General features: G+C 46.0%; 15 protein-coding genes. 5 read left to right on the forward strand and 10 right to left on the reverse strand.

The genetic code is table 11. The features are described from left to right. Positions 1-180: 180 nt before the first annotated feature. From BUB37_RS10590 to BUB37_RS10605, 4 genes are all read right to left on the reverse strand, one after another. The gene (locus tag BUB37_RS10590; RefSeq protein ID WP_072993216.1) at positions 181-1,701 is read right to left on the reverse strand and encodes a helix-turn-helix domain-containing protein; all 1,521 of its coding nucleotides are present in this window, start codon (positions 1,699-1,701) and stop codon (positions 181-183) included. Between the two features lie 648 nt (positions 1,702-2,349). After that, complete coding sequence (locus BUB37_RS10595) at positions 2,350-3,057, reverse strand: DUF4197 domain-containing protein (protein ID WP_072993219.1); 708 nt, start codon at positions 3,055-3,057, stop codon at positions 2,350-2,352. A 103-nt stretch (positions 3,058-3,160) separates the two neighbouring features. Continuing rightward, a complete protein-coding gene (purU, locus tag BUB37_RS10600; protein ID WP_072993993.1) occupies positions 3,161-4,012 on the reverse strand; it encodes a formyltetrahydrofolate deformylase in 852 nt (283 codons plus the stop codon). A 104-nt stretch (positions 4,013-4,116) separates the two neighbouring features. After that, on the reverse strand, positions 4,117-4,515 hold the full coding sequence (locus tag BUB37_RS10605) for a hypothetical protein (protein ID WP_072993221.1): 399 nt from the start codon (positions 4,513-4,515) through the stop codon (positions 4,117-4,119). 120 nt (positions 4,516-4,635) lie between these two features. Here BUB37_RS10605 and BUB37_RS10610 point away from each other — a divergent pair, with 120 nt between their 5' ends. The 3 genes from BUB37_RS10610 to BUB37_RS10620 all read left to right on the forward strand — a co-directional run bounded on the left by BUB37_RS10610 (position 4,636) and on the right by BUB37_RS10620 (position 7,495). After that, positions 4,636-5,085 carry an Lrp/AsnC family transcriptional regulator gene (locus BUB37_RS10610; RefSeq protein ID WP_072993224.1) on the forward strand — a complete coding sequence of 150 codons (450 nt, stop codon included), beginning with the start codon at positions 4,636-4,638 and terminating at the stop codon, positions 5,083-5,085. An 87-nt stretch (positions 5,086-5,172) separates the two neighbouring features. Continuing rightward, positions 5,173-5,997, forward strand: coding sequence for a mechanosensitive ion channel family protein (locus tag BUB37_RS10615; RefSeq protein WP_072993227.1), 825 nt, complete (start codon positions 5,173-5,175; stop codon positions 5,995-5,997). An 85-nt stretch (positions 5,998-6,082) separates the two neighbouring features. After that, a complete protein-coding gene (locus tag BUB37_RS10620; protein WP_072993229.1) occupies positions 6,083-7,495 on the forward strand; it encodes an alpha/beta hydrolase in 1,413 nt (470 codons plus the stop codon). An 18-nt stretch (positions 7,496-7,513) separates the two neighbouring features. Here the strand turns inward: BUB37_RS10620 and BUB37_RS10625 are convergent, their stop codons facing one another. Beyond that, a complete protein-coding gene (locus BUB37_RS10625; RefSeq protein WP_072993995.1) occupies positions 7,514-8,719 on the reverse strand; it encodes an MDR family MFS transporter in 1,206 nt (401 codons plus the stop codon). A gap of 224 nt (positions 8,720-8,943) precedes the next feature. On the opposite strand from BUB37_RS10625, the gene BUB37_RS10630 reads away from it, so the two are divergent. Next, complete coding sequence (locus tag BUB37_RS10630; RefSeq protein WP_072993997.1) at positions 8,944-9,594, forward strand: DUF1684 domain-containing protein; 651 nt, start codon at positions 8,944-8,946, stop codon at positions 9,592-9,594. 74 nt (positions 9,595-9,668) lie between these two features. Here the strand turns inward: BUB37_RS10630 and BUB37_RS10635 are convergent, their stop codons facing one another. The 5 genes from BUB37_RS10635 to BUB37_RS10655 form a co-directional block, all read right to left on the reverse strand. Further along, entirely contained in the window at positions 9,669-10,745 is a 1,077-nt protein-coding gene (locus BUB37_RS10635; protein ID WP_072993232.1) for an outer membrane beta-barrel protein, read from the reverse strand. A 131-nt stretch (positions 10,746-10,876) separates the two neighbouring features. Continuing rightward, positions 10,877-12,109 (reverse strand): ammonium transporter, encoded by a 1,233-nt coding sequence (locus BUB37_RS10640; protein WP_072993234.1) that lies wholly within the window; start codon positions 12,107-12,109, stop codon positions 10,877-10,879. Positions 12,110-12,135: 26 nt separating this feature from the next. Beyond that, a complete protein-coding gene (locus BUB37_RS10645; RefSeq protein WP_072993237.1) occupies positions 12,136-12,474 on the reverse strand; it encodes a P-II family nitrogen regulator in 339 nt (112 codons plus the stop codon). Between the two features lie 292 nt (positions 12,475-12,766). Then, positions 12,767-13,138: a fluoride efflux transporter CrcB gene (gene crcB / locus BUB37_RS10650; RefSeq protein WP_072993239.1), complete on the reverse strand. Its 372-nt coding sequence runs from the start codon at positions 13,136-13,138 to the stop codon at positions 12,767-12,769. Between the two features lie 180 nt (positions 13,139-13,318). Continuing rightward, on the reverse strand, positions 13,319-13,498 hold the full coding sequence (locus BUB37_RS10655; RefSeq protein ID WP_072993242.1) for a hypothetical protein: 180 nt from the start codon (positions 13,496-13,498) through the stop codon (positions 13,319-13,321). Between the two features lie 373 nt (positions 13,499-13,871). Here BUB37_RS10655 and BUB37_RS10665 point away from each other — a divergent pair, with 373 nt between their 5' ends. After that, on the forward strand, positions 13,872-14,258 hold the full coding sequence (locus BUB37_RS10665) for a pyrophosphohydrolase domain-containing protein (protein ID WP_072993248.1): 387 nt from the start codon (positions 13,872-13,874) through the stop codon (positions 14,256-14,258). The last annotated feature ends 33 nt before the right edge of the window (positions 14,259-14,291 follow it).

Raw genomic sequence — 14,291 nt, forward strand, 5'->3', positions numbered from 1 at the left:
GCTTTTCGATAAAGCTTGGGGCGGAGCGTAAGGCAATATCCATTATCGGATAGGCCCGTGGGGCATCCCGTTCCCGACACTTGTAGGTAAGGCCGCCCGCCCGATACCCGGTAATGGCAGTAGGGCTCGTTGCCTTATGGAACCTGTTTGTCTTCCTTGTTTATCATGGGAATGTAAGGTTCAAACAGGTATTTCCTGGGGCTTGACCGCTGTTTTTTGGTATTGACTGGGAGTCAGGTTGGTGTCTTTTTTAAAGGCTTTGTTAAAGGTAACCTTATTGTTGTAGCCAACTTCATAGGCTATGTCGATTATATTGAGGTTTTTCCTTATATCGGTCTTAAGCATCGATTTGGCTTCCTGTATGCGGTATTTGTTCACTAATTCATGGAAACTCATATTAAAATGCTCGTTTATGACTTGCGAGGCGTTATGTCGGGTAGTGTCGAGACGTTGGGCCAGTTTGTCGAGGCAGATATCGTTCTCTTTATAGATCTTTTCAATATCGAACAGGCGTCTTAGGTTCTGCATGAGCTCAAGCGATAAGTCTTTGGTCAACCCCGATTTTTCGTATTTGAAGAGTAATTTGCCGGTATTGCGGTAGAAGCCACTGAAAACATCGGGTTGTACACTCGCGAAATACCCCACATAGAGAACCATTAGGGCCATGCACATAATTTGAAAATGAAAGAGATAGAGTCCGTTGCTTATAAAAATGCAATAGAGCAGGTAGGTACCTATATAAAGAAAGTGTATTCTGTATAGGTTTCTCTGCCAAGTCTCGGTATGTCTCTGAAGTTCCTTTTTCCTTTTGCTTTCGAGGTACAATTTTCTAATAAAATACCCATAGGCAAGCAGGGAGGTCAGTTTTAATGACACGAGGGTAAAGTCGGCCAAGGTAAAACCGTCTTCCGCATCCTGAAAAAGCAGCTCCAATTTTTCATCGCCTGAAAGGGAATAAATAGGAACCAGGTAGATGAGAAGCAGCAGGGTGGGGACAAGATGAAATAGGTCCGATGGCCGAAACGAATAGTGTTGTGTGGTCCTTTTAAAATAAAAGTAGAGCAAAGGGCCATATAGGAAGGAAAAGGAGGTGGACATCAAGTAGGAGTGGGGGTAAACGTATTCGTACTTGGTAATCGACAGGCAAATGTGGAATATAAAGAGCGAATGTATGAATATGAAGAGACTTATAAGCAACCTTGCTACCGAATCGATCTTTTTATTGAAATTGATCATTACCGAGATATAAAAACCAATGAGGGCCACGTACAGATAGATCGACGACCAGATGTTGAAAGATGGCGTGTATTTGTCGTCCAGTTGATCAAAAAGAGGGGTATCCCTAATAATGTCGAAACCGTCGTCCGTTAGAACTGTCGGGTCGAAATCGGCACGCAGGGATTCCTCTATGTAGTCCACACACTCGTCCACATGGTCAAGGGCGGCATGGCTAAGTGCCATTTTTTTGAGGATGGGAGCTTTTATAGAGGGCGTCGTTTCCAATGCCAAGGCATATTCGTAATTGTGAAGGGCCGCCTTATAATCGTGCTCATAATAAAGACTGTCGGCCAGGGCAATATAGCTTTGGCCGGTATCGGGTCCGAATGCTGGTTTTAGGGCGTTATGGGGTTCTGGGGGAGGTCCGGCAAAGATAGGGGTTAGCCAGAAGTAACCTAAGGCAATGACTATAGACCATCTCATGATCGATGATTGATGATTGATGATTGATGATTGATGATTGATGAATTAACTCCGTATAAATTACGAAATTAACTTCCCGAAGGTCATAAAAATATCTTAAAAAAAGTAAGCCCCGATAATAATTTACCTTTGGAATTGGTTGAAAGAACCGGGTCTTTGGCCGGTGGTTCGACGATATACCGGGGGTTCCCCGCTATCTTTTTTAATGCTTCCTATTAAGATAGGCGGTTGTGTCGCGAGGGAGGGGAAATTCAATATCGGGCGTCGACATGACCCCTCACGATCGGTCTTGTTTTATGGGAGTGGGGTAAACTAGAACGCTGCAATGCGGTATGGTGATGCCAGGTCCCCGCCACTTTTTACCCTGAACGGCACTGCTTTTTTGCTGCACAAGGTCGTGAATAGGGGGGCATATACCTGCCCCTTTCCATTATAAACGGTAGGATAGGAGTAAGTGGACGAAGTGGCCGGTATTTCGCGGGCAGTTAACATGGGAGCATAAAAAAACCGGCGCTCCCACCGGTTTCTAAACTAACTAACTCAAAAAAAATTCACCAACTCGAAATACATCAATATTCTGCTTGATGACCTACTATTTTTAACGCCCAATAGGTTTTGTTATTGCATGGGGCCGACAATTTTTCGAGGTCAATCCTGAAGGCTGAACACTTTTTTCAAGAGGTCTGACGTTCTCGCCGATATGTTGGTCCTAATTTCCTTTTCTTCTACCGAAATCATGGTGAAGACCCCGTTAAGGGCTTCTTCGGTTACGTAATCGGTCAAATCGGGATTGACCTTATTGGTCAATGGAATGCTATTGTATTTGTTGATGAGGTTGGCCCATATCTTATCGGCCCCGACCTTCCCAAACGAGCTTTTGATAACGGGATTGAATTTACTGTAGAGCTGGCTTCGCGTTGCCGTACTAAGATATTGGGTGGCGGCATCGTCGCTGCCCAACAAAATGCTTTTTGCATCGCTGAAGGTAATGCCCTTGACCGCATCGACAAAAATTGGGGTGGCTTCCCCCACGGCGTCTTCCGCGGCTCTATTCAAAATTTTCAGGCCTTCGTCCGCAAGGTTTCCCAGGCCAACGTCCCGAAGGGTTTTGTCTACTTTTTGCAATTCTTCCGGCAGCATAATTTTTACCAGTTCGTTTTTGAAAAAACCATCCTCCTGGGTCAGTTTGCTTACCTGTTTGTCTATGCCCTTGTCGAGGGCTTCGCGCAATCCTTCCGCAATTTGGGCCGTTCCTATCGAGGTTTCGCCCTGTGGCAGTTGGTTGACGACCTGTTGTAGCTCGGTACATGCCGATAGCTGAAGGGCCAAAAGGCAGAGGCCTATTTTCTTTAACATCTAAATGGTGTTTATGGGTTGTGATAAAAAAACGGGGTGTTCAATACCCTTCCGATTTAGGGAAAACGCATATTTGTTTTAAATCTTGTGCGTCGGTTCCTTTTTAAGAAAAAATTACCGTTTTGTTGTTGTAGACCATGGTTTTGCGTTGCACGTGCAATTTCACGGCCCGGGCCAGTACTATTTTTTCCAAGTCCCTTCCCTTGGCAATAAAATCTTTGATACTATGCGTGTGCGAGACCGTCGTTACATCCTGTTCAATGATCGGGCCGGCGTCAAGTTCCTCGGTTACATAATGACTGGTCGCCCCAATTATCTTTACGCCGCGTTTATAGGCGGCATGGTAAGGTTTGGCACCCGCAAACGCCGGTAGGAAGGAGTGGTGTATGTTGATTATCTTATTGGGGAAGTTATCAATAATCTTAGGGCTTACGATTTGCATGTACCTTGCCAGGACGATGAAATCGATTTGGTGCTCCCGCAAAAGCTCCAACTGGGCATCCTCGGCCTCGGCCTTGGATTGCTTGGTAACGGGAATGTGGTGGAACGGAATACCGAATTGTTGGGCTATAGGCTGCAAGTCGATATGGTTGCTTATGATAAATGGGATATCGACCTCCAGTTCCCCGGAATTAAAACGGCTGAGCAAATCGTACAGACAGTGGTTGTACTTTGATACGAACAAGGCCATTTTCGGTTTGGGGACGGCCTGATGAATGCTCCACACCATGTTATACCTATCGGCCAACTCTTTTTGAAAGCCCTTCTTAAAACTTTCGATGGAGAACTCCTCGTTTTCGAAATCGCTCTCGATCCGCATAAAAAAAACATCCGTTTCTTTGTCGACATGTTGGTCGAGGTATACGACGTTGCCCCGGTTCTTATGAATGTAGCCGGTGACCGCATTGATAATACCGGATTGGTCGTTGCAATGTATGAGTATGGTCGTTTTCAAGGTCAATAGTTTTAAAACGCCAAAATTAGGACATTATCGCCGACCAATTCAATAAATATTTGTGATATGATGACAACGGGCCATAAAACCCGATGAATTGTCGCTTATTCTCCATCCCTAAAGGAAGTACGCCACGATTTGAAGGTTTTTCTAAAACTCCTGATTTCCTGTCTCAAGAGGTTCAGGTATTCTTTTTCCTTTACCCCGTCTTTTTCAAGGCCGTTGCAGTACGACATGAGATTGCGAATCATAATACTGATGTACACGGCACTCTTCTGTCTCTCGGAATGGGTACCCTTGCTTTCGGCCAGGGCGATTTTCTTTGGGATTAGAATCGTATCCGTCAAGAGGGAATCGGCAATAATATCGCGTAGGCTGTTCGACTGGTACAGTTTTAGAAGGTCCTTGTTAAAGGTAACGTAAGATGCTATTTCCCTGCTTATTTTGCAGAGTTCCAGGGCTTTTCTATATACGGGAAGCGCACTTAGGTCCTTGTAAGACATGTTTCTTTTTATAGCAATTGTTACCCATAAAATTACTACCAGATCCGCATATTTGTCTTTGCATTCGATAGTAAATGATTATATTAGCTTTCGAAAGCTAAAAAAAAATAGAAAGTGCCTTTGAAAGTTAATATTGATGAGTTGAATTGGAAAATACTCAAATGCCTACAGGATAATGCACGGGAAAGCTTTGCCAATATAGGGCGTACCGTCGGGCTTACCCCACCGGCCGTGGCGGAGCGTGTCAAGAAGATGGAAGACTTGGGAATCATCGAGGGGTATAGGACCCAGGTCTCCCATGTAATGACCGGCCACCAGCTTAAGGCCATTATTACCCTAAGGGCCTTTATGGGCAAACTCAAGCCTTTTTTGGAGATTGTAAAGACCTTTAAGGAAGTGGTCAATTGTTACCGGATCACGGGCAACGAAAATATTGTTATGGAGGTGGTTTTGTTGGATCAGTTCCATTTGGAAAAGTTTATCGATAAATTGATCCAGTATGGGGAGACCCGGACACATATTGTTCTTTCGAATGTCGTTTCCAATGCCCCTATCGGAAAAAATTTTTGATAGGCCTAACGGCACTTGGGGGCCGGGGGACGATAAAAGATTCATGCCGCCTATCTTTGGGCGCGGGGTATTTAGTAAATTTGTTTTATGGATTGGGACAAACTAGACGAGTATGCACAGATAGCGATCGATAAGGCGGTTTTTTATTTACCGCGGATACTTCTGGCACTACTCATTTTTTGGGTGGGCTTCAAAGTGGTTCACAAGCTGGTCGATCTCTTGAGGAAGGCGCTCGAACGGACCGGGTTTTCAGAAACTTTGCGTCCGTTTATGGCATCGACCGTAGGGGTGCTTTTAAAAGGGGCCGTGCTGTTCGTCATTGCCACGGTATTGGGCGCCGACCTAACTGGTTTGTTCGCTATTTTGGCTGCCGCCGCCTTCGCCATCGGGATGGCCCTGCAGGGGAGTTTGGGCAATTTCGCCTCCGGAATTTTGATTTTGACCTTGAAACCTTTCAAGGTGGGCGATTGGATCGATGTGGACGAGCGATTTGGACGGGTGGTTGAAATCGGTATTTTCAGTACCGATGTACTTACCCCCGGCAATAAGATCTTGATCATACCCAATTCCCTGATTACCGATTCGGTGGTGACCAATTTTACGGAAAAGGGGATGATCCGATTGGAACTGGAGGTAACCATGCCTTACGAAGAGAGTTTTCCCAAGGTTAGGGAGATACTCTACGAGGCCCTCGGGCAGGTCGACCATATATTGCCGGAGCCCAAGCCCGAGGTGGGGATTCTCAATTTCGACTCGCATAACGTACAACTGATTGTTAGGCCCTATGTGAAACCCGATAATTTTTGGGAGGTTACCTTTAAGGCCCATGAGGCCATTAAAAAGGCCTATAACAGAAACGACATAAAGGTTGCTTACTCCGAGGGTGTGGAAATCGGAAAAATTGGGGAGTAGGTCTACCTGGGTTTTGTTAATTTGCATTGATGTCTGGTCTTTGGTTAGGTATAACTTTGGCCAGGTTTTTGATTAATTCCTTTCTATGAAACGATTGTTGACCTTACTTGCCCTGGGCTTTGTAATTACATGTACCGCGCAAGAGATGATATTGAAAAAAGGGGTGATCGTCGACTCCCTTGTGGTAAGGGATACCGTGGCTGAGACTTTCTCGCTCTACCTCCCTACCCGTTTTGAGATGGAGAAAACTTGGCCGATTCTTTTTGTCTTTGATATGGAGGGCAGGTCGAAAAATGCCTTGGGAATGTTCAGGCAGGTCGCCGAGGAACAGGGGTATGTACTGGCGGCCTCCAACCATACATCCGATACCCTGTCCATTTCAAAGAACATTCTCATCGTAAGCCGGATGTTCAATACCGTAGTGTCCATGTTGCCCATTCATCGGGAGCGGGTATACGTAGGGGGCTTTTCCAGTGGAGGTGAGTTTTCCACATTGGTACCCAGCTTTGTCAAGGGGGTAAAGGGGGTGCTGTCCTGTGGGGCGCCCGTGGCCAATACCCAAGTGCTTACGAGCAAAAATCCGTACCATTTTGTAGGCCTAGTGGGCAATTCGGACCATAATTATATCGATATGCTCTCCACCGAAGCGGCCTTAAATAGACTTAAATTTCCGAATCAGCTTTTGGTTTTTGAAGGGGGGCACGAGTGGCCGCCCATCGAGTTTCTTTCAAGGGCGCTCAAAATTTTCACCATGGCTGCCATGGCCCGGGGAGAGGTGACAAGGGATACCGCTTTTGTCGAAGGCAATTACCAAGAGGATTTGGCGCATGTTGGAAGGCTTTACACCGGGGGCAAACCCTTGCTGGCCGATAATCTTTTGGGTGAAATGTTAGAGGTTTTCGGTCCGCTCCGACCTACCGACTCCCTAAAGGAAAATCGAAAGACCCTGAGAAAGGGCACTGCCTTCAGAACCTACAGAAGAAGCCAGAACAACAATTTGTTAAAGGAGCGGTTTCTTAGGGAAGACTATGCCTTTGCCATGGAGGAGGATGTGAATACCTATAACTACAACAACCTGGGCTGGTGGAAATACCAAATGGAGGAACTGGATAAATTTCAGAAAGACTCCGATGTCCTGGTCCGTCAAATGGGCAACAGGCTTGAGGCATACATCGACACCTTGGTCGCCGATAACCTGTATTTGATTCAAGACCAAGACCCCATCGATATCGAAGCCCTTAATTTTCTTTGGATGCTAAAAACCATAATCACCCCGAAAGACTATGGGGCCTATCTCAATGTTATCTCCTTTAGTACCCGGTTAGACGATTACGGAACCGCCCTGTTCTATTTGGAGGAGTTGTTGAAACAAGGGTATACCGATAGGGAAAGGCTGTATTCCATACCGCATACGGCCCTGCTCAGAATTACCCCCGAATTCAATAAAATAGTCGAGCAATACCTGAAGAAGGCCCGGTACAACGTAATTATCGAATAAGGCGATGGGATGTGCGGCCTAAGAGGGCTCCTTTTTCAATGTGCGATTGAGGTAGGCGAGAAGCAATATACCCAACAGGCACACAAAACCTATTCCGTACCAAGTCATTTCAAACCCCACTTTTGCCACCGATTTCATTCCGATATTATGGGCGAATACATGTGAAATGGAAAAGGCAATGGTATATAGGGCCATATATTCGCCTTGGTTTCCCTTCTTTGCCCTATCCATGGCAAATGCATTGGAAAAGGGAAAAGCGATCATCTCCCCGATGGTCATCAACAGCATACCGATTACCAGAATACCTGTCCATTGAAAAAAAACGAGTACCAGAAAACTGGATGCGATCAATACAAGGCCCAGCAGTACATGGGTCAACTTGGACCAAGGCCTGCCTTCCATATATTTGATCAGGGGCATTTCCAAGGCAAAAATGGTAAAGCCGTTCAAGGCCAGGAGCAGGCCGATTTCAAATTCGTTCATGGCATGGGCATCCTTATAAAATAGGGGAATGGTCGAAAAGTATTGAACAAAGGCGAAGCTGAACAATACCATGCTCAGGATGAAGACCAGGTAATGCAGGTCTTTATAGGCCGATTGGGGGCTGTTTTGTTCGATGTTGTCGGTAACCTTGGCCCGCTTTGGGTTCAAGGTCAACAACAATAGGGCACTGGCAATCATGCACGTGCTCCCATCGGCCCAGAAGAGCCCTTTGTACCCCACCGAGGCTATCAGTATTCCTCCCAGGGCGGGGCCTGCGCTAAAGCCCAGGTTGATGGCCAATCGGATCAAGGTCACCGATCGGGTCTTGTTCTCGGGCTTGCTATAGGCGCTTAAGGCAACGAAAGAGGCCGGTCTAAAGGCATCGGCCACGACCATGAGCACGAAGATGCCGATACAGATCGGCCAGAATCGATGTAAAAATTGAACGCCGATAAACAATATTCCGGTCAAAAACAGACTTGTTAGCATTACTTTGTAGTAGCCATAACGGTCGGTGAGTTTACCGCCCAGCCAAGCACCGAGCAAGGAGCCCAGGCCGAAACTGGTCATGATGCTTCCTACGTTTTCCAGGGTAAAACCCAGGTCTTGGGTCAGGTAGAGCGATAAAAAGGGGATGACCATGGTGCCGGCCCTGTTGATGAGGGTGATCAGTGCGAGCCACCAGACCTCTTTCGAGAGGCCCCCAAAGGAAGCTAGGTAGTTAAGGTAAAGTCTCTTCATATTGTTGGCGGGTTTCTGCAAAAAAAAAGCCCGGCGGGTCGGCCAGGCTTTTTCTATGGTTTAAACACTTTTGATTTAGAAATAGGAGGGCCTTGACCGTTTCGGAAAGCGGGTATACACGTAGCTATAAATCGAACGTAAAGGCATGGTTTTTTTCTTGTTTTAACAAAGCTAATTAAAAATATGATATGTTGTATTTTTGGGATGGTTCTAAAATGGTTGCTATGAAAAAATGGATCTTTGTTGTCGTTTGTATTGCCTTGGCCTGCAAACAGGAAAAAAAATATCACGATGTTGTCCAAAAGGAAACCCTTGTCGTGCCTACCGATGCCCTGCAAGGGGTATTGGATTTTCAAAGGGAGCTCAACGAAGAGTTTAAAAATCCAGAGACCTCACCTTTGCCCGATCGGTATCGGAAGAATTTCGAGGGGCTTGACTTCTTCGCTCCCGATACCTCATACGTGGTAAGGGCGAAATTGGTTCGAACACCCGACGCGCTTCCGTTTCTGATGCCCACGACCACCGATAGAAAATCAAGGGAGGTGGTTTATGGAATAGCCCACTTTACCCTTAACGGAGAAGATTGGCAACTTGAGATCTATCGAAATGAGGAGCTGGCACAGCAAGAGGAATATCGCGATTATCTTTTTTTGCCGTTTACGGACGAAACCAACGGAAGGGAAACGTATACGGGAGGCCGGTACATCGACCTGAGCATTCCCCAAGGGGATTCCATTACCATCGACTTTAATAGGGCCTACAACCCCTATTGTGCCTATAACAAAAAGTACTCGTGCCCCATTGTGCCCAGCGTCAATAACCTCGGAACCAAGGTGATGGCCGGTGTAAAGGCCTTTAGGCCCAAAAAGGATTAAAAAAAAAGGCCCCATCTGTGCGATGGGGCCTTGGAACAACTTAAAACTATAAACACTGAATAATTAGGACGGGCTTAGAAAGAATAGATAGCCGCGAGTACGAAAGAGGAAAGGCTCTTTTGTGCCATTAGGTCGCTATCCAAAAAGTTGACGGACTCGTCGGAGGCCGTGTCCAATCTAAGTTCGGGTTTGATCATTAAATTTCCAATGGTCGCACTGCCTGTCAAGGTTACGGCAAACACACTGGCATCGCCTTCCGCATCCGATGCCCCGATCGCTCCGAAAGAATCCGTTTCCGCAAAATATTCGGCCCTTAGGCCAATGGCGAAGTTTTCAGAAGTCGTCAGTTGGGGGTAAATGGCCGCACCGGCAAAGCTTCCAGCCCCGTCGCCATCAAAATAGGCGGCGTTCAAGCCAAGGAAGAAGGTATCGGATAGGTCGAAACCACCTGTGTAGTCGATTTCGAATGGGCCGTTGTCTACCAAAACGTTCAAGTACTGTCCGCTATACCCGAGTTGAAGTCCGTATGCATATTTACCGGTAACGTTGAGCTCGGTAATGTCGGTTTGGTTCATTACCGCCAACATCAGGCTAAAATCATCGGAAAGGGCAAAGTCGGCCTTTAGACCCGTGTGGGAGAAGGGACCGTAAGAGAACAGGTAGGAGGTACTGTAGTTAAAGTTGGCTACAGGGGAAATCACCTCGTAACCTAAAAAGGTGTTGAAGTTACCAAAGGTCAAGGTAACGGCATCGGAAACATTCCAATAGGCATACAACTGGTTGACGATATTTCCTGTTGCCGAGTATATCGGTGAGGCGAAAATGGCGTCGGTTCCCCTGGGTCCGAATACCAAGTCGGCCACGAAACCGGCCTTTTCGCCTTCATATCCGGCAACAAAGTTGGCCATGCCCAAGGCAAATCCGGGTAGGTTGGCAAATGATGATCCGGGTGCCGCGTTGGGCAAGCCCGACGCTTCGTCAAAACTATTGTCCCCGTTTAGGTTGGCCCGGTAGTAGGCATCGATGGAGCCGCTAAATGAGAATTTTGGTGCTTCCTCTTCATCTTCCTGGGCAAAAGTGGCCACTGCGGTAAAGAGTAATGCCGATAAAAAAATATTTTTTATGTATTTTGTGTTTGTAATCGCTTTCATCTGTTTGAATTTTAGTTATCCCCTTGGGGATGAGTTAAGTGAGACCTGATCAAAACCTGTAGGTCTTTGGTTGAAAGTGTTTTTAAACGGAGCGTTCTGCCAAACGCTCCGTTTTCTTTATTTGAGTAAGCTTAGTCGTTTATAAAATCGGGATAGGCATCCATACCGTGCTCGTGAATATCGAGTCCCTCGATTTCTTCTTCCTTGCTCACCCTTAGGCCCATAACGGCTTTGAGTACGCTAAGAATAATAAAGGAACAGATCACGCAGAAGGCGCCGACGATCAGAACGCCGTACAATTGGGTCATGAACTGACCTGCGCCCGCCTTGTCGCCGAAGATACCTACGGCCAATGTTCCCCAGATACCGCAGATCAAGTGAACGGCTACGGCGCCTACGGGGTCATCGAGTTTCAGTTTGTCTACGAGGGCTACGCCAAGGACAATGATCAGACCGGCCAAGAAGCCGATAACCACCGCCTCGTTGGGAGACATCAGGTCGGCACCGGCGGTAATACCTACCAAGCCACCTAGGATACCGTTCAAGAACATGGTAAGGTCAAGGTTTTTGTAAAGGATGCTGGATAGGAGAAAGGCCCCTATTCCCCCTGCTGCGGCCGCCAAGCTTGTGGTCACCAATACCAGGGAGGTCAGTTCGGGGTCGGCCGAAAGAACCGATCCGCCGTTAAAGCCGAACCAGCCCAACCATAGGATCAAGACCCCGGCGGTAGCCATAGGTATGCTGTGTCCGGGAATGGCCTTGGGTTTGCCGGCATCGTCGAACTTTCCGATACGGGATCCCAATAGGAAGATAGCGACCAAGGCGGCCCATCCCCCTACGGAGTGAACAAGTGTAGAACCTGCAAAATCGTAGAAGCCCCATGAATCCAAGAAACCGCCGCCCCATTTCCAAGCGCCCACAATGGGGTATACAAGGCCTACGTAGACCACGGTGAATATCATGAACGAACCTATTTTAATTCGTTCGGCCACGGCCCCGGATACAATGGTGGCCGCCGTTGCGGCGAACATCCCCTGAAACAAAAAGTCGGTCCACCACGTATATCCGCCATCGGCATAATCGGGGGTCATCCCGCCTTCCGGTGCCGCGATACCGAATCCGGCAAAGCCGAAAATTCCCGAAGAACCTTCCTCGAAGCCCGGGTACATCATATTAAAGCCCCATGCGTAGTAAAGCAAAAGGCCTACCGTTATGATAAAAATGTTCTTAAATAAGATGTTGATCGTATTCTTTTGTCTGGTCAAACCAATTTCCAAAAAGGCGAAACCGGTATGCATGAAGAATACCAAGGCCGTAGCCAACATCATCCATACGTTATTTGCTGTAAATAATCCTGCGTCCATTTCTTAAATTTTTAATTATTGGTGGTTTAGTTGATTCCGGCCTGTCCCGATTCCTTGGTCCTTATACGGTATGCCTCTACTATTTCGGAGACGAAGATCTTACCATCACCTACATTCCCGGTATATGCGGTCTCCAAAATCGTATTGACCGTTTTTTCTACAAACTCGTCCGATACCACTATCGAAAGGTATCTGCGCTGGATATCACTGGTACTATAGGAAATACCGCGATAAACGTGGCCCTGTTTTTCATTTCCAACTCCCGTTACATCCCAGTAACTAAAGAAATTGACCTCAATTTCATGAAGTGCTTTTTTGACCTCATCAAATTTGGATTTTCTGATAATTGCCTCGATTTGTTTCATAATTTGATTATTGAATTCGATCCAAATATATGTTAATAAATTTAACACCCTAAAAAAATAGGGGGTGATTTGATAATTTTTATATTTATAGTAAATATACCCCCTAAAATTTTGGGGGTGTTTAATTTAAAAGGTGTATTTATGATTTTTCTTGTTGTAGGATTTCAATAAAAATGGAAGAAAATTGAAAATAGTGCTGTCTGCAACAGGTAACCTTGACGAAAAAGAAAGGTTATGTTGATTTTATTGAATTTTTGTTAAATAAATGGAAAACGCCAGGGTATTGTTGTATTTATAACAATCTGGACACCCATAGCCCGATAGCTATGGCGAGTATCCCGGCGGCGATGCTGCCAAAGGTGTAGATAAAGAAGTGGAGAAGGTCTCCCGATGTCAAAAGGGAATGCTTTTCAAAGGCGAAGGTAGAGAATGTCGTAAAGCCCCCGCAGAAGCCGGTGGCCAATAGCAGTGTTTGGTTTTCCGATAGGTAGTTGCCCTTGGCCGAGAGCCCCAAAACCATTCCGATCAGTAAACAGCCCAATATGTTGGCCAGAAAGGTGCCCAGAAAAAAATGCTGGAAATACCCGTTGAAGGTCTTTGACAAAAGAAACCGGAATAGGCTGCCGATGCCGCCGCCCAAGAAAACAAGTAGAAATTGTTTCATTGGTGCAAAATAAGCAATACACTGGTTTTACACCCTCCCTAAGGGGGTAAAATTTTGAAGTTCGATGTAGGTTTTTCCGGTGGGGATGCGTTCGGGGGCGATTTGAACCGCAACCATTAAAAAAACAACCCGGTCATACCCTATATTATATAAGGTATATATACAAGCTCTCTTAAAAGATTAACCGGCCTTCTTAAATTTGGACGAACTGTCCTGTAATGGGTAGATGTTGGAAGACTTTTGTTCGACCGGGTTCCCGTTCCCTTTTCTTTCTTCGGTGGAAAGCCCGTTCAAGCTCAATACCATTACTACGGCATTGGCTCCGATCAAGATCAATAATATGGTAAAGAATGTCATCATTTGTTTGCCCCTTTTCTTTACAACGTAAAAATACGCCGTTTGGTATGTATACGCTTTAAAATCGTTTTTGGCCCTTGAATGAAACCACTTTTGAGAGCTACGGAATTTAAGTGTTAATTTTTTAGGTAATACTTAAGAAGAAGTAAGATTGCAATGAATAATGCAAAGCCCAGGCCGACCCATGTAACCCCCTTATAGTTTTTTGCATGAAGCTTTTTGTCTTTTTTGTAGGAAACGATAATGACAATAACGAAGGCGATGGCAAAGAGCAAGGCAAAAATGATTTGTCCGGTCGAGAACATATTGTGTATTTTTAGGCGAAATTAAGCTTTAGATCATTTAAAGCAATAACTTCTGAAAATATTATCTATACATGAAAAACAAGATTAGTGCTGTCGAACAGTTTCATAGGTCTTTTGGATTGGGGGTCTCCGATAAAATGCGGGCCGATCTTGGTGCGGCCAAAAACCAGCTTCGTTACAACCTGATGGATGAAGAGAACAAAGAGTATTTGGAGGCGGCCAATAACAACGACCTGGTCGAGGTGGCCGATGCACTTGGCGATATGCTGTATATTTTATGCGGTACCATATTGGAACATGGGATGCAGTACAAGATTGAGGAGGTTTTTAACGAAATCCAACGAAGCAATATGAGTAAATTGGGAGCGGACGGCAAGCCCATTTACCGTGAGGATGGCAAGGTACTCAAGGGGCCTAATTATTTCAAGCCCGATATTTCGGGGGTTTTGGGAAAATAACCTTTTGGCTGCCTAAAATTATACGAAAAGGCC

This window comes from Pseudozobellia thermophila, assembly GCF_900141855.1.
GTDB classification, from domain to species: Bacteria; Bacteroidota; Bacteroidia; order Flavobacteriales; family Flavobacteriaceae; genus Pseudozobellia; species Pseudozobellia thermophila.

What these genes read in the sequence shown, in the direction of transcription:
- BUB37_RS10605 (WP_072993221.1), bottom strand. Translation starts at nt 4,515, where the DNA reads ATGTCTTACAAGGACCTAAGTGCGCTTCCCGTATATAGAAAAGCCCTG.
- BUB37_RS10590 (WP_072993216.1), bottom strand. Translation starts at nt 1,701, where the DNA reads ATGAGATGGTCTATAGTCATTGCCTTAGGTTACTTCTGGCTAACCCCT.
- BUB37_RS10665 (WP_072993248.1), top strand. Translation starts at nt 13,872, where the DNA reads ATGAAAAACAAGATTAGTGCTGTCGAACAGTTTCATAGGTCTTTTGGA.
- BUB37_RS10645 (WP_072993237.1), bottom strand. Translation starts at nt 12,474, where the DNA reads ATGAAACAAATCGAGGCAATTATCAGAAAATCCAAATTTGATGAGGTC.
- BUB37_RS10615 (WP_072993227.1), top strand. Translation starts at nt 5,173, where the DNA reads ATGGATTGGGACAAACTAGACGAGTATGCACAGATAGCGATCGATAAG.
- BUB37_RS10595 (WP_072993219.1), bottom strand. Translation starts at nt 3,057, where the DNA reads ATGTTAAAGAAAATAGGCCTCTGCCTTTTGGCCCTTCAGCTATCGGCA.
- BUB37_RS10640 (WP_072993234.1), bottom strand. Translation starts at nt 12,109, where the DNA reads ATGGACGCAGGATTATTTACAGCAAATAACGTATGGATGATGTTGGCT.
- crcB (WP_072993239.1), bottom strand. Translation starts at nt 13,138, where the DNA reads ATGAAACAATTTCTACTTGTTTTCTTGGGCGGCGGCATCGGCAGCCTA.
- BUB37_RS10620 (WP_072993229.1), top strand. Translation starts at nt 6,083, where the DNA reads ATGAAACGATTGTTGACCTTACTTGCCCTGGGCTTTGTAATTACATGT.
- BUB37_RS10635 (WP_072993232.1), bottom strand. Translation starts at nt 10,745, where the DNA reads ATGAAAGCGATTACAAACACAAAATACATAAAAAATATTTTTTTATCG.
- BUB37_RS10625 (WP_072993995.1), bottom strand. Translation starts at nt 8,719, where the DNA reads ATGAAGAGACTTTACCTTAACTACCTAGCTTCCTTTGGGGGCCTCTCG.
- BUB37_RS10655 (WP_072993242.1), bottom strand. Translation starts at nt 13,498, where the DNA reads ATGATGACATTCTTTACCATATTATTGATCTTGATCGGAGCCAATGCC.
- BUB37_RS10630 (WP_072993997.1), top strand. Translation starts at nt 8,944, where the DNA reads ATGAAAAAATGGATCTTTGTTGTCGTTTGTATTGCCTTGGCCTGCAAA.